Here is a 24,938-nt window from a genome sequence, read left to right as displayed (position 1 = left end):
ATTCCGAAACCCCAATTGCGAAAGCAGTTGGGGTTTTGTTTTGGGCGCTCGAAAATCTCGATCCAGACTGATATCCAGCCTTTCTATGCAATGACCCTGCGCATGGCTATCATGCGTGCCTCATTCTGAGGCGATATGTGCATGCTGACGTTGTTGAAACTTCTGAAAGATGGTCAGTTCCATTCTGGAGAAGCGCTTGGCGCTGCCTTGGGCGTTAGTCGCAGTGCCGTGTGGAAGCAGCTTCAGCATCTTGAGGCAGAATTGAATCTCCCCATTCATAAGGTGCGGGGCCGCGGATATAGATTGGCTGCGCCATTGGTGTTTTTGAATGCGCAGGAGATTTCTCTGGGCGCGGCTTCCTTGGCTTGGCCCGTTCACATTTTCGACTCCATTGATTCCACTAATGCTGAGGCTTTACGTCTTATCGGTGCGGGCAGTGCGGCTCCTTTTGTTGTGCTGGCGGAGCAGCAGACGGCTGGTAGGGGGCGACGAGGCCGCAAATGGGTCAGCCCATTTGCGCAAAACGTTTACTACAGCCTTGTATTGCGTATTGAGGGCGGTCTGCGGCAACTGGAAGGGCTGAGTCTGGTGGTGGGGCTGGCAGTCCTGCAGGCTCTGCGTGAGTCGGGTGTGCGGGGCGCAGCTTTGAAGTGGCCAAACGACGTCCTGGTTGGGCAAAAGAAAATCTCAGGCATCTTGCTGGAGTTGGTGGGAGATCCCGCAGATATCTGTCACGTTGTGCTAGGTATAGGTATCAATGTGAATATGCAGAAGGCTGTAGAGGTTGATCAGCAATGGACTTCGATGCAGCTCGAGGCTGGCTCTCCTGTGGATCGTAATCACCTGGTGGCGCGTCTGGGTTTGCAACTACAAGCCTACCTAGATCAACACAAGGCTGCGGGTTTTGCAGGGTTGCAAGACGAATGGGAGCAGCATCACGCCTGGCAGGGGAAGTCCGTGTCGCTTATCGCGGGCGTCAATCAGATTGATGGGGTTGTGCTGGGTGTGGATCGTCAGGGCGCCTTGCGTTTGGATGTCGGTGGCGTTGAGAAAATATACAGCGGTGGTGAGTTAAGCCTGAGGTTGCGTGATGATTCTTGAGCTCGACTGTGGAAATAGCTTTATCAAATGGCGTGTTCTTGAGTTGAGTGAGGCAACTGTTCGCGCGGAAGGCATCGCAGGTTCGGATATCGCGCTGATCGAGAGTTTGGTGGCTTTGCCTGGTCTATTGCTCACGCGTTGTCGGTTGGTGAGTGTTCGCGCGCTTGAGGAGACCGATAAGCTGATAGCTGCCTTGGTAGCGGCATTTGGCGTTGCTGTTTCCTGCGCCGCCTCTGCTCAAGAAATGGGCGGAGTGCGCAATGGCTACGACGACTTCCAGCGCCTGGGGATGGATCGATGGCTGGCAATGCTAGGCGCGTTCAAGTTGGCGTCAGGTGCATGCTTGGTACTCGACTTTGGTACAGCGGCGACAGCAGATTTTATTGGTCCGGACGGTGGCCACCTGGGTGGGTTTATTTGCCCGGGTATGCCGCTTATGCGTAATCAACTGCGAACCCATACCCGCAAGATACGCTATGACGACGCGGCCGCTGAGCGGGCGCTGGAGCGTCTCTCTCCTGGTCGAACAACCGTAGAGGCTGTCGAGCGTGGTTGTACGCTCATGCTTAGAGGGTTCGTGCTGACCCAGCTCGAGTTGGCGCGAGGCTATTGGGGGGAGGATTTCACGGTCTTCCTCACTGGAGGCGATGCCGACCTGGTCAGGGATGCTGCGCCTCAGGCTCGGTTGGTCCCGGACCTGGTGTTTGTTGGTTTGGCGATGGCGTGTCCTTTGTCTTGAGGTGATTATGCGCTGGCTGTTTTTACTTTTACTGGTTCTCAATGTTTTTTATTACGTCTGGCATCAGCAAGAGGCGCCATTGCGGGCCAAGGATGTCACGCCCTTGAGTCTCCATCGGGGAACGCAGCAAGACATTCGCCTCTTGAGTGAGTCGGCAGACACTGTGGCTCGGCGCGATCGGGCGAGGCCGGCCGAGGCGCAAAATACCTGCTTATACATCGGTGGTTTCTCGGATCGACGCCAAGCCTCCTCTCTCGAGCAGAGGCTTACGAGCCTGGATATCAAGGTCAAGGTCCAGTTGCTGAACGCACCGGACGCCTCGGGTTATTGGTTGCGCGTAGCCCCTGAGAGCCGTCGCCTGGCTGACGATCTGCCCTTTGAAAGCCTTGCTAATGAATTCAATGAGTTAAAACATAAAATAATGCTGTGCGAAGGCATTGCAACTCTCGAATAGTTTGCATAGAATGGCGCCCGCTTCGCAGTGAAGACCTTTAAGGGCTACAGTGCAAAGCTACCGTCAATGCAGCTAACCTCATAATTTAAATGAGAAAATGCTTGACAGAAGGTCGGCGTGATGTAAAATGCCGGCTCGCTTAGGAGGGGTTCCCGAGCGGCCAAAGGGATCAGACTGTAAATCTGACGTCTACGACTTCGAAGGTTCGAATCCTTCCCCCTCCACCATTTTTAGCGTGAGCTGCAAGCTCCGCGGGTATAGTTTAGTGGTAGAACCTCAGCCTTCCAAGCTGATGATGCGGGTTCGATTCCCGCTACCCGCTCCAAGTTTGCAGGTTGTGCAAGGTGTTTCGCTCTTGTAGCTCAGTTGGTAGAGCACACCCTTGGTAAGGGTGAGGTCAGCGGTTCAAATCCGCTCAAGAGCTCCATATAACAAGGCAGATATGAAAATATCTGCCTTTGTTTTAACAGCTGCCTCGGCTTGAATGTTGTTCGATGTTTCAGGTCTTGTGGGGTTGGTTGTTGTAAAGTCTTTTTCAGGCCTGCATAATGGTCGGCCTGATTTTGTTTTAGGTCAGTAGCTCAATTGGCAGAGCGACGGTCTCCAAAACCGTAGGTTGGGGGTTCGATTCCCTCCTGACCTGCCAGATTCACGTGGTGTGTCTGGCTTTCTTTTCACAGGATCTTCATAGATGACTCCTAAGGCTGAAGCTCAAAGCTCTCGTTTCGATCTGGTAAAGTGGCTCGCTGTAGTCGCCTTGGTGGTCGTAGGCGTTGTTGGCAATCAGTACTATTCTGCTTCGCCGATCCTGTACCGTGTACTCGCTTTGCTTGCCCTTGCTGCTGTAGCTGCCTTTGTAGGCCTGCAGACTGCCAAAGGCAAGTCCTTCGCGGTACTGGTTAAGGAAGCACGCACCGAAATCCGTAAAGTCGTTTGGCCGACTCGCCAAGAAACCACGCAGACCACATTGATTGTCGTGGCTGTTGTTCTGGTTATGGCGTTGCTGTTGTGGGGGCTTGATTCCCTGCTCGGCTGGCTTGTTTCCTTGATTGTTGGCTAAGGGTGTCCCGTGGCTAAGCGTTGGTACGTTGTGCATGCTTACTCGGGTTACGAGAAGCATGTTATGCGCTCTTTGCTGGAGCGCGTAAAGCTGGCAGGCATGGAAGATGGCTTCGGCGAAATTCTGGTTCCCACTGAAGAAGTGGTTGAAATGCGGAATGGGCAGAAGCGCAAAAGCGAACGCAAGTTCTTCCCTGGCTACGTGCTGGTACAGATGGACATGAACGAAGGTACTTGGCACTTGGTCAAGGATACCCCTCGCGTCATGGGCTTCATTGGCGGTACTGCCGATAAGCCTGCTCCGATCACCGACAAAGAGGCGGAAGCAATTCTGCGTCGTGTTGCTGACGGTAGCGACAAGCCCAAGCCGAAGACGTTGTTCGAGCCGGGTGAGGTTGTTCGCGTTACAGACGGTCCGTTCGCTGATTTCAACGGTACGGTCGAAGAAGTTAACTACGAAAAGAGCCGGATCCAAGTGGCGGTGCTCATTTTCGGTCGCTCTACTCCGGTAGAGTTGGAGTTCAGTCAGGTCGAGAAGGTCTAGCTGGGCAAGCATCCCAACCCCGCAGCCTCGGCTGTGGGGTTTTGTCGTCACTGGGATAAACGCGCAAGTAACCGGGGAGCCTTTCGAGGCGTTTGAACCCGTAATTGGAGTGCCTCATGGCCAAGAAGATTACCGCTTACATCAAGCTGCAAGTGAAGGCCGCTCAGGCCAACCCTAGCCCACCCGTCGGTCCAGCTCTGGGTCAGCACGGCGTGAACATCATGGAATTCTGCAAGGCCTTCAACGCCCGTACTCAGGGTCTTGAGCCAGGTCTGCCGACTCCAGTGATCATCACTGTATACAGCGACCGTAGCTTCACCTTCGAAACCAAGTCGACCCCGGCTTCGGTTTTGCTGAAGAAAGCTGCCGGTCTGACTAGCGGTTCCGCTCGTCCTAACACTGTTAAGGTTGGCACTGTAACCCGTGCTCAGCTGGAAGAAATCGCGAAAACCAAAAACGCGGATCTGACTGCAGCTGATATGGATGCAGCCGTGCGTACCATCGCCGGTTCTGCTCGTAGCATGGGCCTTAACGTGGAGGGTGTGTAATGGCTAAGCTGACCAAGCGCCAAAAGGCTATCGCCGGCAAAATCGAAGCAGGCAAGTCCTACAACTTCGTAGACGCTGCTGCCCTGCTGACCGAGCTGTCGACTGTCAAGTTCAGCGAGTCTGTTGACGTTGCTGTAAACCTGGGTGTTGACCCACGTAAATCCGACCAGGTCGTTCGTAGCGCTACTGTGCTGCCACACGGCACTGGCAAGACTGTACGTGTTGCTGTCTTCACCCAAGGCCCAGCTGCTGAAGCTGCTCTGGCCGCTGGTGCTGATCGCGTTGGCATGGACGACCTGGCTGCCGAAATGAAAGGCGGCGACCTGAACTATGACGTCGTAATTGCTTCCCCGGATGCAATGCGCGTTGTAGGTCAGTTGGGTCAGATCCTCGGTCCACGTGGTCTGATGCCTAACCCTAAAGTCGGCACCGTAACGCCAGACGTAGCTACCGCGGTTAAAAACGCCAAGGCTGGTCAGGTTCGTTATCGCACCGACAAAAACGGCATCATTCACACCTCCGTTGGCAAAGTCGGCTTCGATGCCGTCAAGCTGAAGGAAAACGTTGAAGCCCTGATCGCTGATCTGAAGCGTATCAAGCCTGCTTCCTCGAAAGGTATCTACGTCAAGCGCGTTACCCTGAGCACCACTATGGGCCCAGGTCTGGTCATCGACCAAGGCTCGCTGGACGTATAAGACATAAATTGGCGCAAGTAATTGCGCCAATTGAAAGATTGGGGTCCCTGCCTGGCGGGGGCTATCCAAGACCGTAGGCGACGCAAGTCTTAAACCAACAAGCCTACGCAGATGGTGCTCCCGGTTCCTTACCGAATCAGACACCAAAACGACATCAGGCCTAGGCCAGATGAAACGGTAACAAGCAGGAGTTAAACCCGTGGCAATTAATCTCGAAGACAAGAAGGCCATCGTCGCTGAAGTCAACGAGGCTGCCAAAGCTGCTCTGTCCGCTGTCGTGGCTGATGCCCGTGGTGTGACAGTAGGCGCTATGACCGGACTCCGTAAAGAGGCTCGTGAAGCTGGCGTATACGTACGTGTTGTACGTAACACCCTGCTCAAGCGCGCCGTTGCTGACACTGAATACAGTGTTCTCAACGACGTGTTCACCGGCCCGACTCTGATCGCGTTCTCTAAAGATCATCCAGGCGCTGCTGCCCGTTTGTTCAAAGAATTCGCCAAGAGTCAGGATAAGTTCGAGATCAAGGCAGCTGCGTTCGAGGGCAAGTTCCTCGCAGCTAACCAAATCGACGTACTGGCAACACTGCCGACCCGTAACGAAGCTATTTCGCAGCTGATGAGCGTGATTCAAGGCGCTACCAGCAAGCTGGCTCGTACTCTGGCTGCAGTTCGCGAGCAAAAAGAAGCTGCCGCAGCCTAAGGCTGAGCAAATTCTCTCGCGTATTTTTGTTTATTTCGATGGCCGCGTAGGCCGTCCCCCAATTCAGGAAATACAGCAATGTCTATCTCCCAAGACGATATCCTCAACGCCGTAGCTGAAATGTCGGTTCTGCAGGTTGTTGAGCTGATCAAAGCTTTCGAAGAAAAATTCGGCGTTTCCGCTGCCGCTGCTTCCGCTGGCCCAGCTGTTGCTGCTGTCGCTGCTGAAGAGCAAACCGAATTCAACGTCATGCTGCTGGAAGCTGGCGAGAAGAAAGTAAACGTGATCAAGGCAGTACGTGAACTGACCGGTCTGGGCCTGAAAGAAGCCAAGGCTGTAGTTGACGGCGCTCCTGCCCAGGTTCTGGAAGCTGTGTCGAAAGACGCCGCTGACAAAGCCAAAGCTACTCTGGAAGAAGCAGGCGCTAAAGTCGAGCTGAAGTAAGCATCGACCTTGCGTCTCCAGCCCAAGCGTTAAGCTGAAGGCTGATGGCTGGTGGCTCTTGCCACCGGCCTTTTTCCGTTCTTGGCTGTCGACTCGGTCGCCGCCATTAACGCGCTGTAGCCACCCGAAGCGGTGGTGCAAACCATGGGGTTTGCAAGATTTTCTGGCTGCTCCCGTCGGAGGGGCCAAACAAGCAGGTGACCAAGCTGGGGAACGCTGATGGCTTACTCATATACTGAGAAAAAACGTATCCGCAAGGACTTTAGCAAGTTGCCGGACGTCATGGATGTCCCGTACCTTCTGGCTATCCAGCTGGATTCGTATCGTGAATTCTTGCAGGCGGGAGCGACCAAAGATCAGTTCCGCGACGTGGGCCTGCATGCGGCCTTCAAATCCGTTTTCCCGATCATCAGCTACTCCGGCAATGCTGCGCTGGAGTACGTCGGTTATCGCCTGGGCGAACCGGCATTTGATGTCAAAGAATGCGTGTTGCGTGGCGTTACGTACGCCGTACCTTTGCGGGTAAAAGTCCGTCTGATCATTTTCGACAAAGAATCGTCGAACAAAGCGATCAAGGACATCAAAGAGCAAGAAGTCTACATGGGCGAAATCCCACTGATGACTGAAAACGGTACCTTCGTAATCAACGGTACCGAGCGTGTAATCGTTTCCCAGCTGCACCGTTCCCCGGGCGTGTTCTTCGACCACGACCGCGGCAAGACGCACAGCTCCGGCAAACTCCTGTACTCCGCGCGGATCATTCCGTACCGCGGTTCGTGGTTGGACTTCGAGTTCGACCCGAAAGACTGCGTGTTCGTGCGTATCGACCGTCGTCGCAAGCTGCCGGCCTCGGTATTGCTGCGCGCGCTCGGTTACACCACTGAGCAAGTGCTGGATGCTTTCTATACCACCAACGTATTCAGCCTGAAGGATGAAACCCTCAAGCTGGAACTGATCGCTTCGCGTCTGCGTGGTGAAATTGCTGTCCTGGACATCCAGGACGAAAAAGGCAAGGTCATCGTTGAGGCTGGCCGTCGTATCACTGCGCGCCACATCAACCAGATCGAAAAAGCCGGTATCAAAGAGCTGGAAGTGCCACTGGACTACGTCCTGGGTCGCACTACCGCCAAGGTTATCGTTCACCCGGCTACAGGCGAAATCCTGGCTGAGTGCAACACCGAGCTGAACACCGAGATCCTGGCCAAGATTGCCAAGGCCCAGGTTGTTCGCATCGAGACCCTGTACACCAACGATATCGACTGCGGTCCGTTCATCTCCGACACACTGAAGATCGACTCCACCAGCAACCAATTGGAAGCGCTGGTCGAGATCTATCGCATGATGCGTCCTGGTGAGCCACCAACCAAAGACGCTGCCGAAACTCTGTTCAACAACCTGTTCTTCAGCCCTGAGCGCTATGACCTGTCTGCGGTCGGCCGGATGAAGTTCAACCGTCGTATCGGTCGTACCGAGATCGAAGGTTCGGGCGTGCTGTGCAAGGAAGACATCGTCGCGGTATTGAAGACCCTGGTCGACATCCGTAACGGCAAAGGCATCGTCGATGACATCGACCACCTGGGTAACCGCCGTGTTCGCTGCGTAGGCGAAATGGCCGAGAACCAGTTCCGCGTTGGCCTGGTACGTGTTGAGCGTGCGGTCAAAGAGCGTCTGTCGATGGCTGAAAGCGAAGGCCTGATGCCGCAAGACTTGATCAACGCCAAGCCAGTGGCTGCGGCGGTGAAAGAGTTCTTCGGTTCCAGCCAGCTTTCGCAGTTCATGGACCAGAACAACCCGCTCTCCGAGATCACCCACAAGCGCCGTGTTTCTGCACTGGGCCCGGGCGGTCTGACCCGTGAGCGTGCTGGCTTTGAAGTTCGTGACGTACACCCGACGCACTACGGTCGTGTTTGCCCGATCGAAACGCCGGAAGGTCCGAACATCGGTCTGATCAACTCCCTGGCTGCCTATGCGCGCACCAACCAGTACGGGTTCCTCGAAAGCCCGTACCGTGTGGTGAAAGACGCCCTGGTTACCGACGAGATCGTATTCCTGTCCGCCATCGAAGAAGCTGATCACGTGATCGCTCAGGCTTCGGCCACGATGAACGACAAGAAAGTCCTGGTCGACGAGCTGGTAGCTGTTCGTCACTTGAACGAGTTCACCGTCAAGGCGCCGGAAGACGTTACCTTGATGGACGTATCGCCCAAGCAGGTAGTTTCTGTTGCAGCGTCGCTGATCCCGTTCCTGGAGCACGATGACGCCAACCGTGCGTTGATGGGTTCCAACATGCAGCGTCAAGCTGTACCGACCCTGCGTGCTGACAAGCCGCTGGTAGGTACCGGCATGGAGCGCAACGTGGCGCGTGACTCCGGCGTTTGCGTCGTGGCTCGTCGTGGCGGTGTGATCGACTCCGTTGATGCCAGCCGTATCGTGGTTCGTGTTGCCGATGACGAAGTAGAAACTGGCGAAGCCGGTGTCGACATCTACAACCTGACCAAATACACCCGCTCGAACCAGAACACCTGCATCAACCAGCGTCCGCTGGTGAGCAAGGGTGATCGCGTTCAGCGTAGCGACATCATGGCCGACGGCCCGTCCACCGACATGGGTGAACTGGCTCTGGGTCAGAACATGCGCATCGCGTTCATGGCATGGAACGGCTTCAACTTCGAAGACTCCATCTGCCTGTCCGAGCGTGTGGTTCAAGAAGACCGCTTCACCACGATCCACATTCAGGAACTGACCTGTGTGGCACGTGATACCAAGCTTGGGCCTGAGGAAATCACTGCAGACATCCCGAACGTGGGTGAAGCTGCACTGAACAAGCTGGACGAAGCCGGTATCGTTTATGTAGGTGCTGAAGTTGGCGCTGGCGACATCCTGGTCGGTAAGGTCACTCCGAAAGGCGAGACCCAACTGACGCCGGAAGAGAAGCTGCTACGTGCCATCTTCGGTGAAAAAGCCAGCGACGTTAAAGACACCTCCCTGCGTGTACCTACCGGTACCAAGGGTACTGTCATCGACGTACAGGTCTTCACCCGTGACGGCGTTGAGCGTGATGCTCGTGCACTGTCCATCGAGAAGACCCAGCTCGACGAGATCCGCAAGGATCTGAACGAAGAGTTCCGTATCGTTGAAGGCGCGACCTTCGAACGTCTGCGTTCCGCTTTGGTAGGCCACAAGGCTGAAGGCGGCGCAGGCCTGAAGAAAGGTCAGGACATCACCGACGAAATCCTCGACGGTCTTGAGCACGGCCAGTGGTTCAAACTGCGCATGGCTGAAGATGCTCTGAACGAGCAGCTCGAGAAGGCCCAGGCCTATATCGTTGATCGCCGCCGTCTGCTGGACGACAAGTTCGAAGACAAGAAGCGCAAACTGCAGCAGGGCGATGACCTGGCTCCAGGTGTGCTGAAAATCGTCAAGGTTTACCTGGCAATCCGTCGCCGCATCCAGCCGGGCGACAAGATGGCCGGTCGTCACGGTAACAAGGGTGTGGTCTCCGTGATCATGCCGGTTGAAGACATGCCGCACGATGCCAATGGCACCCCGGTCGACGTCGTCCTCAACCCGTTGGGCGTACCTTCGCGTATGAACGTTGGCCAGATCCTTGAAACCCACCTGGGCCTCGCGGCCAAAGGTCTGGGCGAGAAGATCAACCGTATGATCGAAGAGCAGCGCAAGGTCGCAGACCTGCGTAAGTTCCTGCACGAGATCTACAACGAGATCGGCGGTCGCAACGAAGAGCTGGACACCTTCTCCGACCAGGAAATCCTGGATCTGGCGAAGAACCTGCGCGGCGGCGTTCCAATGGCTACCCCGGTGTTCGACGGTGCCAAGGAAAGCGAAATCAAGGCCATGCTGAAACTGGCAGACCTGCCAGAAAGCGGCCAGATGCAGCTGTTCGACGGCCGTACCGGCAACAAGTTCGAGCGCCCGGTTACTGTTGGCTACATGTACATGCTGAAGCTGAACCACTTGGTAGACGACAAGATGCACGCTCGTTCTACCGGTTCGTACAGCCTGGTTACCCAGCAGCCGCTGGGTGGTAAGGCTCAGTTCGGTGGTCAGCGTTTCGGGGAGATGGAGGTCTGGGCACTGGAAGCATACGGTGCTGCATACACTCTGCAAGAAATGCTCACAGTGAAGTCGGACGATGTGAACGGTCGTACCAAGATGTACAAAAACATCGTGGACGGCGATCACCGTATGGAGCCGGGCATGCCCGAGTCCTTCAACGTGTTGATCAAAGAAATTCGTTCCCTCGGCATCGATATCGATCTGGAAACCGAATAACACGTGACGCGAATCGAGAGCGGGGCTGCTTAGCCCGCTCTCTGCTCCGCCAGGAGGAAAGGCCTTGAAAGACCTACTGAATTTGCTGAAAAACCAGGGTCAAGTCGAAGAGTTCGACGCCATCCGTATTGGATTGGCATCGCCTGAGATGATCCGTTCGTGGTCGTTCGGTGAAGTTAAAAAGCCGGAAACCATCAACTACCGTACGTTCAAACCTGAGCGTGACGGCCTGTTCTGCGCCAAGATCTTTGGCCCGGTAAAGGATTACGAGTGCCTGTGCGGTAAGTACAAGCGCTTGAAGCACCGTGGTGTGATCTGCGAGAAGTGTGGCGTTGAAGTCGCACTGGCCAAGGTTCGTCGTGAGCGCATGGCGCACATCGAACTGGCTTCGCCGGTTGCCCACATCTGGTTCCTGAAATCGCTGCCGTCCCGTATCGGCTTGCTGATGGACATGACCCTGCGTGATATCGAACGTGTTCTCTACTTCGAGAGCTATGTCGTTATCGACCCAGGCATGACCACCCTTGAAAAAGGTCAGCTGCTGAACGACGAGCAGTACTTCGAAGCGCTGGAAGAGTTCGGCGACGATTTCGATGCCCGCATGGGTGCCGAAGCTGTCCGCGAACTGCTGCACGCTATCGACCTGGAGCACGAGATTGGTCGTCTGCGCGAAGAGATTCCGCAAACCAACTCCGAAACCAAGATCAAGAAGCTGTCCAAGCGTCTGAAGTTGATGGAAGCCTTCCAGGGTTCCGGCAACTTGCCAGAGTGGATGGTGCTGACCGTTCTGCCGGTTCTGCCGCCAGACCTGCGTCCGCTGGTACCGTTGGACGGTGGTCGTTTCGCGACGTCCGACCTCAACGACCTGTACCGCCGCGTGATCAACCGTAACAACCGCTTGAAGCGCCTGCTTGATCTGTCCGCTCCGGACATCATCGTGCGCAACGAAAAGCGTATGTTGCAAGAAGCGGTCGATGCCCTGCTCGACAACGGTCGTCGTGGCCGCGCTATCACCGGTTCCAACAAGCGTCCTCTGAAATCCCTGGCTGACATGATCAAGGGTAAGCAAGGTCGTTTCCGTCAGAACTTGCTCGGTAAGCGTGTTGACTACTCCGGTCGTTCGGTAATTACCGTAGGCCCGACCCTGCGTCTGCACCAGTGCGGTCTGCCTAAGAAGATGGCACTCGAGCTGTTCAAGCCGTTCATCTTCGGCAAGCTGGAAATGCGCGGTCTCGCGACCACCATCAAAGCGGCCAAGAAAATGGTCGAGCGCGAACTGCCAGAGGTTTGGGACGTTCTCGCTGAAGTGATTCGCGAACACCCGGTTCTCCTCAACCGTGCACCGACCCTTCACCGTCTGGGTATCCAGGCGTTTGAACCTGTACTGATCGAAGGTAAGGCTATCCAGCTGCACCCTCTGGTCTGTGCTGCGTACAACGCCGACTTCGACGGCGACCAAATGGCCGTGCACGTACCGCTGACACTGGAAGCCCAGTTGGAAGCGCGTGCGTTGATGATGTCGACCAACAACATCCTGTCGCCAGCCAACGGTGAGCCAATCATCGTTCCGTCGCAGGACGTTGTATTGGGTCTGTACTACATGACCCGTGAAGCGATCAACGCCAAGGGCGAAGGTCGTGTGTTCGCTGACCTGCAAGAAGTTGACCGTGTGTTCCGTGCCGGCGAAGCCGCACTGCACGCCAAGGTCAAGGTGCGGATCCACGAAACCGTCAACGACCGTGACGGCGGCAGCGTGAGCAACACCCGTATCGTCGACACCACTGTCGGCCGTGCGCTGTTGTACCAGGTTGTGCCAAAAGGTCTGTCTTACGACGTCGTCAACCTGCCGATGAAGAAAAAGGCGATCTCCAAGCTGATCAACCAGTGCTACCGCGTGGTTGGTTTGAAAGAGACCGTTATCTTCGCTGACCAGTTGATGTACACAGGTTTCGCTTACTCGACTATCTCCGGCGTTTCCATCGGCGTTAACGACTTCGTTATCCCGGATGAAAAAGCTCGCATCATCAGTGCTGCCACTGACGAAGTGAAAGAGATCGAGAGCCAGTACGCCTCCGGCCTGGTAACCCAGGGCGAGAAGTACAACAAGGTGATCGACCTTTGGTCCAAGGCGAACGACGAAGTTTCCAAGGCGATGATGGCAAACCTCTCGAAAGAGAAAGTCATCGACCGTCACGGCGACGAAGTTGACCAGGAATCCTTCAACTCGATGTACATGATGGCCGACTCGGGCGCACGGGGTTCTGCTGCGCAGATCCGTCAGCTCGCCGGTATGCGTGGCCTGATGGCCAAGCCGGACGGCTCCATCATCGAAACGCCGATTACTGCGAACTTCCGTGAAGGTTTGAGCGTACTCCAGTACTTCATCTCCACTCACGGTGCTCGTAAGGGTCTTGCGGATACCGCGTTGAAAACCGCTAACTCCGGTTACCTGACTCGTCGTCTGGTAGACGTTGCACAAGATCTGGTTGTAACCGAGATCGATTGCGGCACCGAGCACGGCCTGCTGATGACTCCGCACATTGAAGGCGGTGACGTTGTAGAGCCACTGGGTGAGCGCGTATTGGGTCGTGTGATTGCCCGTGACGTGTTCAAGCCAGGTACCGAGGAAGTTATCGTTCCTGCCGGCACCCTGGTTGACGAGAAGTGGGTCGAGTTCATCGAACTCAACAGCATCGACGAAGTGATCGTTCGCTCGCCGATCAGCTGCGAAACCCGCTACGGCATCTGCGCCAAGTGCTACGGCCGTGACTTGGCTCGTGGTCACCAGGTGAACATCGGTGAAGCGGTCGGCGTTATCGCTGCCCAGTCCATCGGTGAGCCGGGTACCCAGCTGACCATGCGTACGTTCCACATCGGTGGTGCGGCAAGCCGGACCTCCGCAGCCGACAGTGTTCAGGTTAAGAATGGCGGTACCGTCCGCCTGCACAACCTCAAGCACGTTGAGCGAGTGGATGGCCACCTGGTTGCTGTGTCCCGTTCCGGTGAGCTGGCCATCGCTGATGACTACGGTCGTGAGCGCGAGCGTTACAAGCTGCCGTACGGTGCTGTGATTTCGGTTAAAGAAGGTGACAAGGTCGACGCTGGCGCAATCGTGGCCAAGTGGGATCCGCACACTCACCCGATCGTTACCGAAATGAAAGGTACCGTGACCTACGTGGGCATGGAAGAAGGCATCACGATCAAGCGTCAGACTGACGAATTGACCGGTATGACCAACATTGAAGTACTCGACGCCAAAGATCGTCCAGCTGCCGGTAAGGACATCCGTCCTGCCGTGAAGATGGTCGATGACAACGGCAAGGATCTGTTGCTGCCAGGCACTGACGTAATCGCTCAGTACTTCCTGCCAGCCAACGCCCTGGTCGGTGTAGCGGATGGTGCGAAGATCGCGATCGGTGATGTTATCGCGCGTATCCCGCAAGAAACTTCGAAGACCCGTGACATCACCGGTGGTCTGCCGCGTGTTGCCGACTTGTTTGAAGCTCGTCGTCCGAAAGAAGCGTCGATTCTGGCTGAAGTCAGCGGTACCATCGCGTTCGGTAAAGAGACCAAGGGCAAGCGCCGTCTGGTCATTACTCCGAACGACGGTAGCGATCCGTACGAAGAGCTGATTCCGAAGTGGCGTCACCTGAACGTGTTCGAAGGCGAACAGGTAAACCGCGGCGAAGTTATCTCCGACGGCCCTAGCGATCCACACGACATCCTGCGTCTGCTGGGTGTAAGTGCGCTGGCCAAGTACATCGTTAACGAGATCCAGGACGTTTACCGTCTGCAAGGCGTGAAGATCAACGACAAGCACATCGAGACCATCCTGCGTCAGATGCTGCGTAAAGTTGAAATCGCTGAATCCGGCGATTCCAGTTTCATCAAGGGCGACCAGATGGAACTGACTCACGTACTGGTAGAAAACGAGCGCCTGGCGAACGAAGAGAAATTTGTCTCCAAGTTCACTCGCGTGCTGCTGGGTATCACCAAGGCGTCGTTGTCCACTGAGTCGTTCATCTCGGCGGCCTCCTTCCAGGAGACCACTCGCGTACTGACCGAAGCAGCGGTAACCGGCAAGCGCGATTACCTGCGCGGCCTGAAAGAAAACGTAGTCGTGGGTCGTCTGATCCCGGCAGGTACCGGTTTGGCTTACCACAGCGAGCGTAAGCGTCGCCGTGATGCTGACAAGCCGTTGCGCGTAAGCGCCAGTGAAGTGGAAGCTGCACTGACCGAAGCGCTGAACTCAAGCGGTAACTGAGTTCTGCGATAGATGAGTCTGGGCCCTGACACTCCCATTCGTCGGATCGAGGCATTTTTGCCCCGGTTCGACGCGAGGGGAGGTCGGGGCCTTGCCTTGACTGGGGACAAGATCCTCTTTAGACTCTTGTACCCCTAAATTTGGCGGGAATTCGTTCCTGCCATTTTGCTTTTCTTGCAAGACAATAGCGTCGCAAGACAACAGTGGAGCTAGTAGATGGCAACTATCAACCAGCTGGTACGTCAGCCGCGTAAGCGTATCGTCGAGAAATCCGACGTACCTGCGCTGCAGAACTGCCCGCAACGTCGTGGCGTATGCACCCGTGTGTATACCACCACGCCGAAAAAACCTAACTCGGCACTGCGTAAAGTATGCCGTGTGCGTCTGACCAACGGTTTCGAGGTTTCCTCGTACATCGGCGGTGAAGGCCACAACCTGCAAGAGCACAGCGTGGTACTGATCCGCGGCGGTCGTGTAAAAGACTTGCCAGGTGTTCGTTATCACACCGTACGCGGTTCTTTGGATACTTCCGGCGTTAAAGGTCGTAACCAGGGTCGTTCGAAGTACGGTACCAAGAAGCCTAAGTAGTAGCGGCTTTTTGTAAACCTGAATCATCTTATTTTCTGAGTCGATAAGAGTAAGGTCGGAGGCGTCCCGAAAGGGCACCGATTCCGAGCGAACCTGAAGACCGTTTGAGGGCTTATCCATGCCAAGAAGACGCGTAGCAGCCAAGCGCGAAGTGCTTGACGATCCAAAATACGGAAGCCAAATCCTGGCCAAGTTCATGAACCACGTGATGGAAAGCGGCAAGAAAGCCGTTGCCGAGCGTATCGTTTATGGCGCGCTGGAAAAGGTTAAAGAACGCAAGAACAGCGACCCCCTGGAAATCTTCGAGAAAGCTCTCGACGCCATCGCTCCGCTGGTCGAAGTGAAGTCGCGCCGTGTAGGCGGTGCTACTTACCAGGTTCCGGTTGAAGTTCGCCCGTCCCGTCGTAACGCTCTGGCAATGCGCTGGTTGGTAGACTTCGCCCGTAAGCGTGGCGAGAAGTCTATGGCTCTGCGTTTGGCCGGCGAACTGTTGGACGCTGCTGAAGGTAAAGGTGCTGCTGTTAAGAAGCGTGAAGACGTGCACCGTATGGCTGAAGCCAACAAAGCTTTCTCGCACTACCGCTTCTAATTTTAGCTTCACTAATTTTGCGAGGGCTTTATGGCTCGTACTACTCCGATTAGCCGCTACCGTAACATCGGTATCGTCGCTCACGTGGATGCTGGTAAAACCACCACCACCGAGCGCGTACTGTTTTACACCGGCAAAAGTCACAAAATGGGCGAGGTGCATGACGGCGCCGCGACCACAGACTGGATGGTTCAGGAGCAGGAGCGTGGTATTACCATTACTTCTGCTGCTATTACCGCCTTCTGGAAAGGTTCCGAGAAGCAGTACAAAGACGAGCATCGCTTCAACGTAATCGATACCCCGGGCCACGTAGACTTCACCATTGAAGTTGAACGTTCCCTGCGCGTACTCGATGGCGCTGTCGTTGTGTTCTGCGGTACCTCGGGCGTTGAGCCTCAGTCGGAAACCGTATGGCGTCAAGCCAACAAGTACGGCGTTCCACGTCTTGTTTATGTAAACAAGATGGACCGTGCTGGTGCCAACTTCCTGCGCGTGATCGGTCAGATCAAGCAGCGTCTGGGTCACACTCCGGTGCCTATCCAGTTGGCTATCGGTTCCGAAGACAACTTCCAGGGTCAGATCGATCTGATCAACATGGAAGCTGTTTACTGGAATGATTCCGACAAAGGTATGGTTCCTGTTCGTAAGCCTATCCCTGAAGAGCTTCAGGAACTGGCTGACGAGTGGCGCAACAACATGGTTGAGGCTGCCGCCGAAGCCAGCGAAGAGCTGATGAACAAGTACCTCGAAGGTGAAGAACTCACCAACGTGGAAATCAAGGCCGCTCTGCGTCAGCGTACTATCGCTGGTGAGATCGTCTTGGCTGTTTGCGGTTCCTCGTTCAAGAACAAGGGTGTTCCCCTGGTTCTCGACGCCGTTATCGACTACCTGCCTGCTCCAACCGACATTCCTGCTATCAAGGGTTCCAACCCTGATAACGAGGAAGAAGAAATGGAGCGTCACGCCGATGACAACGAGCCGTTCTCGGCTCTGGCGTTCAAGATCGCTACCGACCCATTCGTGGGTACTTTGACCTTCGTCCGCGTTTACTCGGGCGTGTTGGCCTCCGGCGACGGCGTGATCAACTCGGTTAAAGGCAAGAAAGAGCGCGTGGGTCGTATGGTGCAAATGCACGCAAACGCCCGTGAAGAGATCAAGGAAGTACGCGCTGGTGACATCGCGGCCCTGATCGGCATGAAGGACGTCACCACTGGTGAGACTTTGTGCGACGCTGCCAAGCCAATCATCCTGGTTCGCATGGACTTCCCGGAGCCGGTTATTTCGGTTGCCGTAGAGCCTAAGACCAAGGATGACCAGGAAAAAATGGGTATCGCTCTGGGCAAGCTTGCTCAGGAAGATCCATCTTTCCGCGTCAAGACTGATGAAGAGACTGGTCAAACGATCATCTCCGGCATGGGCGAGCTGCACCTGGACATCCTGGTTGACCGGATGCGCCGTGAGTTCAACGTCGAAGCCAACATCGGTAAGCCTCAGGTTTCCTATCGTGAGCGCATCACGAAGAACTGTGAAATCGAAGGCAAGTTCGTTCGTCAGTCCGGCGGTCGTGGTCAGTTCGGTCACTGCTGGATCCGTTTTGCTCCTGCTGACGAAGGTCAGGAAGGTCTGCAATTCGTGAACGAAGTAGTAGGCGGTGTTGTTCCTAAGGAATACATCCCTGCTATCCAGAAGGGTATCGAAGAGCAGATGAAGAACGGTGTTGTTGCCGGCTATCCGCTGATCGGCCTGAAAGCAACCGTTTTTGACGGTTCTTACCACGACGTCGACTCCAACGAGATGGCGTTTAAGGTGGCTGCTTCCATGGCAACCAAGCAACTGGCCCAGAAGGGCGGTGGTGAGTTGCTTGAGCCAATCATGGCGGTAGAAGTTGTTACACCTGAAGACTATATGGGTGATGTCATGGGCGACCTTAACCGTCGTCGCGGCATGATCTTGGGTATGGAAGACACGGTTTCCGGCAAAGTGATTCGCGCCGAGGTTCCGTTGGGCGAGATGTTCGGTTATGCGACCGACGTTCGTTCCATGTCTCAGGGTCGCGCAAGCTACTCTATGGAATTCAAAAAATACAACACAGCTCCGGCGCACATCGCTGAAACTGTATCCAAAAAACAAGGCTGATTCAGTCCTTTAGGCAAGGAGTTAATTGTCGTGGCTAAAGAAAAATTTGATCGTTCCCTACCGCACGTCAACGTTGGCACCATCGGTCACGTTGACCACGGTAAAACCACTCTGACTGCTGCTCTGACTCGCGTTTGCTCCGAAGTATTCGGTTCCGCAATCGTTGATTTCGATAAAATCGACAGCGCGCCAGAAGAGAAAGCTCGTGGTATCACCATCAACACCGCGCACGTTGAATACAACTCGCTGATCCGTCACTACGCTCACGTTGACTGCCCAGGTCACGCTGACTATGTGAAGAACATGATCACCGGTGCTGCCCAGATGGACGGCGCAATCCTGGTTTGCTCGGCCGCTGATGGTCCGATGCCACAAACCCGTGAGCACATCCTGCTGTCCCGTCAGGTAGGCGTTCCGTACATCGTGGTTTACCTGAACAAGGCTGACCTGGTAGACGACGCTGAGCTGCTGGAACTGGTTGAGATGGAAGTGCGCGATCTGCTGAGCACTTACGACTTCCCAGGCGACGACACTCCGATCATCATCGGTTCTGCTCGTATGGCTCTGGAAGGCAAAGACGACAACGAAATGGGCACCACGTCCGTTCGTAAACTGGTTGAGACTCTGGACAGCTACATCCCAGATCCAGTCCGTGTTATCGACAAGCCGTTCCTGATGCCAATCGAAGACGTATTCTCGATCTCTGGTCGCGGTACTGTTGTAACTGGTCGTATCGAGCGCGGTATCGTCAAGGTTCAAGATCCACTGGAAATCGTTGGTCTGCGTGACACTACCGTCACCACCTGCACCGGTGTTGAAATGTTCCGTAAGCTGCTCGACGAAGGTCGTGCTGGCGAGAACTGCGGCGTTCTGCTTCGTGGTACCAAGCGTGACGACGTTGAGCGTGGCCAGGTTCTGGTCAAGCCAGGTTCGGTTAAGCCGCACACCAAGTTCGAAGCTGAAGTGTACGTGCTGAGCAAAGAAGAAGGCGGTCGTCACACTCCGTTCTTCAAAGGCTACCGTCCACAGTTCTACTTCCGTACTACTGACGTGACTGGTAACTGCGAACTGCCGGAAGGCGTAGAAATGGTAATGCCAGGCGACAACATCAAAATGGTTGTCACCCTGATCAAAACCATCGCTATGGAAGACGGTCTGCGTTTCGCAATCCGTGAAGGCGGCCGTACCGTTGGTGCTGGCGTTGTAGCTAAAATCATCGAGTAATCTCTCTTTTGAGTGAGCTTTGATGTTTTGAGAAAGCCCCCGCTTAGCGGGGGCTTTTTTATTGGGTTGACACCTATCTAGGGCGTCTATAGAATTGCGCCTCCTTTTAACGGGCGTATTGCGCCCGGTGGGAATAGCAGCCGGAGTCTGAAATCCAATGCAAAATCAGCAAATCCGTATCAGGTTGAAGGCTTTTGACCATCGCCTGATCGACCAATCCACCCAGGAAATCGTGGAAACCGCGAAACGTACTGGTGCTCAAGTGCGTGGTCCAATTCCACTGCCTACCCGTAAAGAGCGGTTCACCGTTCTGGTCTCCCCGCACGTCAACAAAGACGCGCGTGACCAGTACGAGATCCGTACTCATAAGCGCGTACTGGACATCGTCCAGCCAACGGATAAAACCGTTGATGCACTTATGAAGCTCGATCTGGCGGCCGGTGTGGAAGTACAGATCAGCCTCGGCTAAGACTTGGGTCTTAGTCGTGTAACGCTCTGAAATGGGCGGCCATAGCGGGTGAAAGCCCCGTACACTCATGAGGTTTACAACATGACTATTGGTGTAGTCGGTCGTAAATGCGGTATGACCCGTATTTTCACCGAAGAAGGTGTCTCCATTCCGGTCACGGTCATTGAGATCGAACCGAATCGCGTCACCCAGTTCAAAACTGAAGAGACCGATGGCTATCGTGCAGTGCAAGTCACTGTCGGCGAGCGTCGTGCTTCGCGCGTGACTGCTGCTCAAGCAGGTCACTTCGCTAAAGCAAACGTTGCAGCTGGTCGTACTGTCATGGAGTTCCGTCTTGAAGACGGCGACTACCAGGCTGGCGATCTGATCAACGCTGAAATCTTCGCCGCTGGTCAACTGGTCGATGTGACCGGTCAGTCCAAAGGTAAAGGCTTCCAGGGTACGATCAAGCGTTGGAATTTCCGTGGTCAAGACAACACTCACGGTAACTCCGTTTCCCACCGCGTCCCGGGCTCTATTGGCCAGTGCCAGACTCCTGGTCGTGTATTCAAGGGCAAAAAAATGTCCGGTCATATGGGCGCTGAGCGCGTGACCGTGCAGTCCCTCGAAGTAGTGCGCGTCGACGCTGAACGCAATCTGTTGTTGGTCAAGGGTGCTGTTCCTGGCGCTACTGGCGGCAACCTGGTTGTACGTCCAGCGGCCAAGGCTCGCGGTTAAGGGGAAGCTGACATGCAATTAAATGTAAATGACGCTCAAGCGATCGAAGTTTCCGAACTGACATTTGGCGGCGAATTCAACGAGACGCTCGTTCACCAAGCAGTCGTGGCCTACATGGCCGGCGGCCGTCAAGGTAGCAAGCAGCAAAAGACCCGTTCCGACGTACGTGGTGGCGGTAAGCGCCCTTGGCGTCAGAAAGGCACTGGCCGTGCTCGTGCCGGTACTATCCGTAGCCCAATCTGGCGTGGCGGCGGTACCACTTTCGCAGCTCGTCCACAGGATCACTCTCAGAAGCTCAACAAGAAGATGTACCGCGCAGCACTGCGCTCCATCCTTGCTGAACTCGTGCGTACTGATCGTCTGGTCGTGGTTCAGGACTTCGCTGTTGAAAGTCCAAAAACCAAAGATCTGCTGGGCAAACTGAACAACATGAGCCTGACCGACGTTTTGATCGTGTCCGAAGCTGTTGATCAGAACCTGTACCTGGCTGCTCGCAACCTGCCACACGTTGATGTACGTGACGTGCAAGGTTCCGATCCAGTTAGTCTGATCGCATACGACAAGGTGTTGATCACCGTGTCGGCCGTGAAGAAATTCGAGGAGCTGCTGGGATGAACCAGGAACGCGTATTTAAAGTTCTGCTTGGCCCGCACGTTTCCGAAAAGGCTACGGTTCTGGCTGACAAGAAAGGCCAGTTCGTTTTCAAGGTTGCAACTGACGCAACCAAGCTGGAAATCAAGAAGGCCGTCGAAAGCCTGTTCAGCGTGAAAGTAGAGCGTGTTACTACCCTGAATGTTCTGGGTAAGAGCAAGCGCACTGCTCGCGGTCTGGGCAAGCGTAATGACTGGAAGAAGGCAGTTATCTCCCTTCAGCCAGGCCAAGATCTCGATTTCAGCAGCAGTGCTGAGTAAGGAAGGGGTGCATCATGGCAATCGTTAAATGCAAACCGACTTCCCCTGGCCGCCGTTTTGTGGTCAAGGTGGTCAACCAGGAGCTGCATAAAGGCGCTCCTCACGCACCGCTGCTCGAGAAAAAATCGAAGTCTGGTGGTCGTAACAACAATGGTCGCATTACCACTCGTCACATCGGTGGTGGCCATAAGCAGCATTATCGTCTGGTCGACTTCCGTCGCAACGACAAAGATGGCATCGCTGCCACTGTCGAGCGTATCGAATACGATCCAAACCGTACTGCTCACATCGCTCTGCTGCTGTACGCAGATGGCGAGCGTCGCTACATCATCGCCCCTAAAGGCGTGAGTGCTGGCGACCAGCTGATCGCAGGTGCTCTGGCACCGATCAAGCCGGGCAACGCTCTGCAACTGCGTAACATTCCAGTTGGTAGCACCGTACACGGCATCGAATTGAAGCCAGGTAAAGGCGCACAGATCGCTCGTTCCGCTGGTGCTTCGGCTCAGCTGATCGCTCGTGAAGGTGTCTACGTGACCCTGCGTCTGCGTTCTGGTGAGATGCGTAAAGTACTGGCTGAATGCCGTGCGACCCTGGGCGAAGTCTCGAACTCCGAGCACAGCCTGCGTTCGTTGGGTAAAGCTGGTGCCAAACGCTGGCGTGGCGTTCGCCCAACCGTTCGTGGTGTTGCCATGAACCCGGTTGACCACCCACACGGTGGTGGTGAAGGTCGTACCTCTGGTGGTCGTCATCCGGTATCGCCATGGGGCTTCCCGACTAAGGGCGCGAAGACTCGTGGTAATAAGCGTACCGACAAAATGATCGTCCGTCGTCGCAAGTAAATAGAGGGATACGACAGTGCCACGTTCTCTGAAAAAAGGTCCTTTTATTGATCTTCACCTACTGAAGAAGATCGAAGTGGCGGCGGAAAAGAACGATCGCAAACCAGTTAAAACCTGGTCGCGTCGTTCGATGATCCTGCCACAAATGGTCGGTTTGACCATCGCAGTACACAACGGTCGTCAACACGTCCCAGTTCTCGTTAACGAAGACATGGTCGGCCACAAACTGGGCGAGTTTGCCGGTACCCGCACTTATCGTGGGCACGTGGCAGACAAGAAAGCCAAGCGTTAAGGGGTTAGGAAATGGAAGTAGCCGCTAAGTTGTCGGGCGCTCGAATCTCCGCCCAGAAAGCCCGCTTGGTCGCCGACCAGATCCGCGGGAAGAAGGTGGGCGAAGCGCTCAACCTGTTGGCTTTCAGCAGTAAGAAAGCCGCCGAGATCATGAAGAAAGTGCTGGAGTCGGCCGTAGCCAACGCCGAGCATAACGAAGGCGCAGACGTTGATGACCTGAAGGTCAGCACCGTTTTCGTCAACGAAGGGCGTTCGCTGAAGCGCATCATGCCACGTGCCAAAGGCCGTGCTGATCGCATCGTCAAGCGGTCTTGCCATATCACTGTCAAGGTTGCTGACAAGTAACGGAGTCGAAGAGATGGGTCAGAAAGTACATCCCATTGGCATTCGCCTGGGAATCGTCAAGGAGCACACCTCCGTCTGGTACGCAGACGGTCGGACTTATGCGGACTATTTGTTCGCTGATCTGAAGGTGCGTGAGTATCTCCAAGACAAACTAAAAAGCGCGTCCGTAAGCCGTATCGATATCCATCGTCCGGCCCAAACTGCACGTATCACCATCCACACCGCTCGTCCAGGTATCGTTATCGGGAAGAAAGGTGAAGATGTTGAGAAACTGCGTCAGGACCTGACCAAGCAAATGGGTGTGCCTGTGCACATCAATATCGAAGAGATCCGCAAGCCGGAGCTCGACGGTATGCTGGTTGCGCAGAGCGTAGCTCAGCAGCTGGAGCGTCGCGTAATGTTCCGTCGCGCTATGAAGCGCGCCGTACAGAACGCCATGCGCATTGGTGCCAAAGGCATCAAAATCCAAGTGAGCGGTCGTCTCGGCGGTGCTGAAATCGCACGTACTGAATGGTATCGCGAAGGTCGTGTGCCACTGCACACCCTGCGTGCCGACATCGACTATGCCAACTACGAAGCTCACACCACTTACGGTGTGATCGGTGTAAAGGTTTGGATCTTCAAAGGCGAAGTAATTGGTGGTCGCCAAGAAGAACTGAAACCACAAGCACCAGCGCCTCGTAAAAAAGCTGCTAAGTAAGGGGTACGCCAAATGTTGCAACCTAAGCGTACGAAGTTCCGCAAGCAGATGACAGGCCACAACCGTGGTCTGGCTCAGCGCGGTAGCAAAGTCAGCTTCGGCGAGTTCGCGCTGAAGTCTGTAGCTCGTGGTCGTCTCACCGCTCGTCAGATCGAGTCAGCGCGTCGTGCTCTGACCCGTCACGTAAAACGTGGCGGCAAGATCTGGATCCGTGTATTCCCGGACAAGCCGATCTCCAAAAAACCTCTCGAGGTTCGGATGGGTAAAGGTAAGGGTAACGTGGAATACTGGGTAGCCCAGATTCAGCCAGGCAAAGTCCTGTATGAAATCGAGGGTGTTTCTGAAGAGCTGGCGCGTGAGGCTTTCGCCCTGGCTGCTGCAAAGCTGCCGCTCGCCACCTCCTTTGTTAAACGGACGGTGATGTGATGAAAGCGAATGAACTTCGTGAAAAATCCGCACAGCAGCTGAACGAGCAACTGCTCGGCCTGCTGCGCGACCAGTTCAATCTGCGTATGCAGAAAGCAACTGGCCAGTTGGGGCAGTCTCATCTGCTCTCGCAAGTTAAGCGTGACATCGCTCGCGTGAAGACTGTGCTCAACCAGCAGGCAGGTAAGTGATCATGGCTGAAGCCGAAAAGACTGTCCGTACGCTGACTGGCCGTGTTGTCAGCGACAAGATGGACAAAACCATCACCGTTTTGATCGAGCGTCGCGTTAAGCACCCGATCTACGGTAAATACGTTAAGCGTTCGACTAAGCTGCACGCGCACGACGAAACCAATCAGTGCCACATCGGCGACAAAGTCACTATTCGTGAAACTCGTCCGATGGCCAAGACCAAGTCTTGGGCACTGGTTGATGTTCTCGAACGCGCTGTGGAAGTCTAAGGACTAGGGGTCGGAGAAATTATATGATTCAGACTCAATCCATGCTCGATGTGGCCGATAACAGCGGCGCTCGCCGTGTTATGTGCATCAAGGTGCTGGGTGGCTCCCATCGTCGTTACGCTGGTATCGGTGACATCATCAAAGTTACCGTGAAGGAAGCAATTCCTCGCGGTAAGGTGAAAAAAGGCCAAGTGATGACTGCTGTTGTAGTCCGCACTCGTCACGGCGTACGTCGTGCTGATGGCTCCATTATCCGCTTTGATGGCAACGCTGCTGTTCTTCTGAACAACAAGCAAGAGCCGATCGGCACCCGTATCTTTGGGCCAGTGACCCGTGAACTTCGTACTGAGAAGTTCATGAAGATCGTCTCGCTCGCCCCAGAAGTGCTGTAAGGAGATCCGA

The 24,938-nt window shown here is 55.1% G+C and carries 27 protein-coding genes and 4 tRNA genes; all 31 read left to right on the top strand.

Annotated features, from left to right (window positions below):
- The first annotated feature begins 141 nt into the window (after positions 1–141).
- The 31 genes from birA (at position 142) to rplN (ending at position 24,928) form a co-directional block, all read left to right on the top strand.
- Positions 142–1,101, top strand: a complete 960-nt coding sequence (gene birA, locus E1K68_RS24940) for a bifunctional biotin--[acetyl-CoA-carboxylase] ligase/biotin operon repressor BirA (RefSeq protein ID WP_094774271.1) — start codon at positions 142–144, stop codon at positions 1,099–1,101.
- The gene (locus tag E1K68_RS24935) at positions 1,091–1,840 is read left to right on the top strand and encodes a pantothenate kinase (protein ID WP_034133880.1); all 750 of its coding nucleotides are present in this window, start codon (positions 1,091–1,093) and stop codon (positions 1,838–1,840) included. The genes birA and E1K68_RS24935 overlap by 11 nt, the downstream gene beginning before the upstream one ends.
- A gap of 7 nt (positions 1,841–1,847) precedes the next feature.
- Positions 1,848–2,294 carry a hypothetical protein gene (locus tag E1K68_RS24930; protein ID WP_003194660.1) on the top strand — a complete coding sequence of 149 codons (447 nt, stop codon included), beginning with the start codon at positions 1,848–1,850 and terminating at the stop codon, positions 2,292–2,294.
- 142 nt (positions 2,295–2,436) lie between these two features.
- Positions 2,437–2,521 (top strand) — tRNA-Tyr (locus E1K68_RS24925).
- A gap of 24 nt (positions 2,522–2,545) precedes the next feature.
- A tRNA-Gly gene (locus E1K68_RS24920) sits at positions 2,546–2,619 on the top strand.
- Positions 2,620–2,645: 26 nt separating this feature from the next.
- Positions 2,646–2,721: transfer RNA gene (locus tag E1K68_RS24915), tRNA-Thr, on the top strand.
- Positions 2,722–2,864: 143 nt separating this feature from the next.
- A tRNA-Trp gene (locus E1K68_RS24910) sits at positions 2,865–2,940 on the top strand.
- Between the two features lie 45 nt (positions 2,941–2,985).
- Positions 2,986–3,354, top strand: coding sequence for a preprotein translocase subunit SecE (gene secE / locus E1K68_RS24905; protein ID WP_003194658.1), 369 nt, complete (start codon positions 2,986–2,988; stop codon positions 3,352–3,354).
- A gap of 9 nt (positions 3,355–3,363) precedes the next feature.
- Positions 3,364–3,897, top strand: a complete 534-nt coding sequence (gene nusG, locus E1K68_RS24900) for a transcription termination/antitermination protein NusG (protein WP_003176436.1) — start codon at positions 3,364–3,366, stop codon at positions 3,895–3,897.
- A gap of 116 nt (positions 3,898–4,013) precedes the next feature.
- Positions 4,014–4,445: a 50S ribosomal protein L11 gene (gene rplK, locus E1K68_RS24895; protein ID WP_003176435.1), complete on the top strand. Its 432-nt coding sequence runs from the start codon at positions 4,014–4,016 to the stop codon at positions 4,443–4,445.
- Positions 4,445–5,140 carry a 50S ribosomal protein L1 gene (rplA, locus tag E1K68_RS24890; protein ID WP_003176434.1) on the top strand — a complete coding sequence of 232 codons (696 nt, stop codon included), beginning with the start codon at positions 4,445–4,447 and terminating at the stop codon, positions 5,138–5,140. The genes rplK and rplA overlap by 1 nt, the downstream gene beginning before the upstream one ends.
- A 199-nt stretch (positions 5,141–5,339) precedes the next feature.
- Positions 5,340–5,840, top strand: coding sequence for a 50S ribosomal protein L10 (gene rplJ, locus E1K68_RS24885; protein WP_003176433.1), 501 nt, complete (start codon positions 5,340–5,342; stop codon positions 5,838–5,840).
- Positions 5,841–5,918: 78 nt separating this feature from the next.
- Positions 5,919–6,284, top strand: coding sequence for a 50S ribosomal protein L7/L12 (gene rplL, locus E1K68_RS24880; protein ID WP_003176432.1), 366 nt, complete (start codon positions 5,919–5,921; stop codon positions 6,282–6,284).
- A 219-nt stretch (positions 6,285–6,503) separates the two neighbouring features.
- Positions 6,504–10,577, top strand: a complete 4,074-nt coding sequence (rpoB, locus tag E1K68_RS24875) for a DNA-directed RNA polymerase subunit beta (protein ID WP_010206926.1) — start codon at positions 6,504–6,506, stop codon at positions 10,575–10,577.
- A 64-nt stretch (positions 10,578–10,641) separates the two neighbouring features.
- Positions 10,642–14,841 carry a DNA-directed RNA polymerase subunit beta' gene (gene rpoC / locus E1K68_RS24870; RefSeq protein WP_003194653.1) on the top strand — a complete coding sequence of 1,400 codons (4,200 nt, stop codon included), beginning with the start codon at positions 10,642–10,644 and terminating at the stop codon, positions 14,839–14,841.
- Between the two features lie 216 nt (positions 14,842–15,057).
- The gene (rpsL, locus tag E1K68_RS24865; RefSeq protein WP_002555494.1) at positions 15,058–15,429 is read left to right on the top strand and encodes a 30S ribosomal protein S12; all 372 of its coding nucleotides are present in this window, start codon (positions 15,058–15,060) and stop codon (positions 15,427–15,429) included.
- A gap of 118 nt (positions 15,430–15,547) precedes the next feature.
- Entirely contained in the window at positions 15,548–16,018 is a 471-nt protein-coding gene (gene rpsG / locus E1K68_RS24860) for a 30S ribosomal protein S7 (RefSeq protein WP_002555493.1), read from the top strand.
- A gap of 30 nt (positions 16,019–16,048) precedes the next feature.
- Positions 16,049–18,154, top strand: a complete 2,106-nt coding sequence (gene fusA, locus E1K68_RS24855; protein WP_003194651.1) for an elongation factor G — start codon at positions 16,049–16,051, stop codon at positions 18,152–18,154.
- Positions 18,155–18,184: 30 nt separating this feature from the next.
- Positions 18,185–19,378, top strand: coding sequence for an elongation factor Tu (gene tuf / locus E1K68_RS24850; RefSeq protein ID WP_003176426.1), 1,194 nt, complete (start codon positions 18,185–18,187; stop codon positions 19,376–19,378).
- A gap of 157 nt (positions 19,379–19,535) precedes the next feature.
- The gene (gene rpsJ / locus E1K68_RS24845; protein WP_003186070.1) at positions 19,536–19,847 is read left to right on the top strand and encodes a 30S ribosomal protein S10; all 312 of its coding nucleotides are present in this window, start codon (positions 19,536–19,538) and stop codon (positions 19,845–19,847) included.
- 81 nt (positions 19,848–19,928) lie between these two features.
- On the top strand, positions 19,929–20,564 hold the full coding sequence (gene rplC, locus E1K68_RS24840) for a 50S ribosomal protein L3 (RefSeq protein ID WP_003194649.1): 636 nt from the start codon (positions 19,929–19,931) through the stop codon (positions 20,562–20,564).
- A gap of 12 nt (positions 20,565–20,576) precedes the next feature.
- Positions 20,577–21,179 (top strand): 50S ribosomal protein L4, encoded by a 603-nt coding sequence (rplD, locus tag E1K68_RS24835; RefSeq protein WP_003176424.1) that lies wholly within the window; start codon positions 20,577–20,579, stop codon positions 21,177–21,179.
- A complete protein-coding gene (gene rplW / locus E1K68_RS24830; RefSeq protein WP_002555488.1) occupies positions 21,176–21,475 on the top strand; it encodes a 50S ribosomal protein L23 in 300 nt (99 codons plus the stop codon). Before rplD ends, rplW begins: the two co-directional genes overlap by 4 nt.
- A 14-nt stretch (positions 21,476–21,489) precedes the next feature.
- The gene (gene rplB, locus E1K68_RS24825) at positions 21,490–22,314 is read left to right on the top strand and encodes a 50S ribosomal protein L2 (RefSeq protein ID WP_003186055.1); all 825 of its coding nucleotides are present in this window, start codon (positions 21,490–21,492) and stop codon (positions 22,312–22,314) included.
- A gap of 16 nt (positions 22,315–22,330) precedes the next feature.
- Positions 22,331–22,606 (top strand): 30S ribosomal protein S19, encoded by a 276-nt coding sequence (rpsS, locus tag E1K68_RS24820; protein ID WP_002555486.1) that lies wholly within the window; start codon positions 22,331–22,333, stop codon positions 22,604–22,606.
- An 11-nt stretch (positions 22,607–22,617) separates the two neighbouring features.
- Positions 22,618–22,950 (top strand): 50S ribosomal protein L22, encoded by a 333-nt coding sequence (gene rplV, locus E1K68_RS24815; protein WP_003103908.1) that lies wholly within the window; start codon positions 22,618–22,620, stop codon positions 22,948–22,950.
- A gap of 13 nt (positions 22,951–22,963) precedes the next feature.
- Entirely contained in the window at positions 22,964–23,650 is a 687-nt protein-coding gene (gene rpsC / locus E1K68_RS24810) for a 30S ribosomal protein S3 (protein WP_003176422.1), read from the top strand.
- 12 nt (positions 23,651–23,662) lie between these two features.
- Positions 23,663–24,076 (top strand): 50S ribosomal protein L16, encoded by a 414-nt coding sequence (gene rplP / locus E1K68_RS24805; RefSeq protein ID WP_003176421.1) that lies wholly within the window; start codon positions 23,663–23,665, stop codon positions 24,074–24,076.
- Positions 24,076–24,267 (top strand): 50S ribosomal protein L29, encoded by a 192-nt coding sequence (gene rpmC / locus E1K68_RS24800; protein ID WP_002555481.1) that lies wholly within the window; start codon positions 24,076–24,078, stop codon positions 24,265–24,267. The genes rplP and rpmC overlap by 1 nt, the downstream gene beginning before the upstream one ends.
- Before the next feature lie 2 nt (positions 24,268–24,269).
- A complete protein-coding gene (gene rpsQ / locus E1K68_RS24795; protein ID WP_003194644.1) occupies positions 24,270–24,536 on the top strand; it encodes a 30S ribosomal protein S17 in 267 nt (88 codons plus the stop codon).
- 23 nt (positions 24,537–24,559) lie between these two features.
- Positions 24,560–24,928 (top strand): 50S ribosomal protein L14, encoded by a 369-nt coding sequence (rplN, locus tag E1K68_RS24790; RefSeq protein WP_002555479.1) that lies wholly within the window; start codon positions 24,560–24,562, stop codon positions 24,926–24,928.
- Positions 24,929–24,938: the final 10 nt, after the last annotated feature.

Source organism: Pseudomonas sp. B2021 (assembly GCF_018135665.1).
Lineage (GTDB): Bacteria > Pseudomonadota > Gammaproteobacteria > Pseudomonadales > Pseudomonadaceae > Aquipseudomonas > Aquipseudomonas lactis.
The sequence above is the reverse complement of the archived record's forward strand: the minus strand, read 5'-3'. Positions and strand labels throughout refer to the sequence as shown.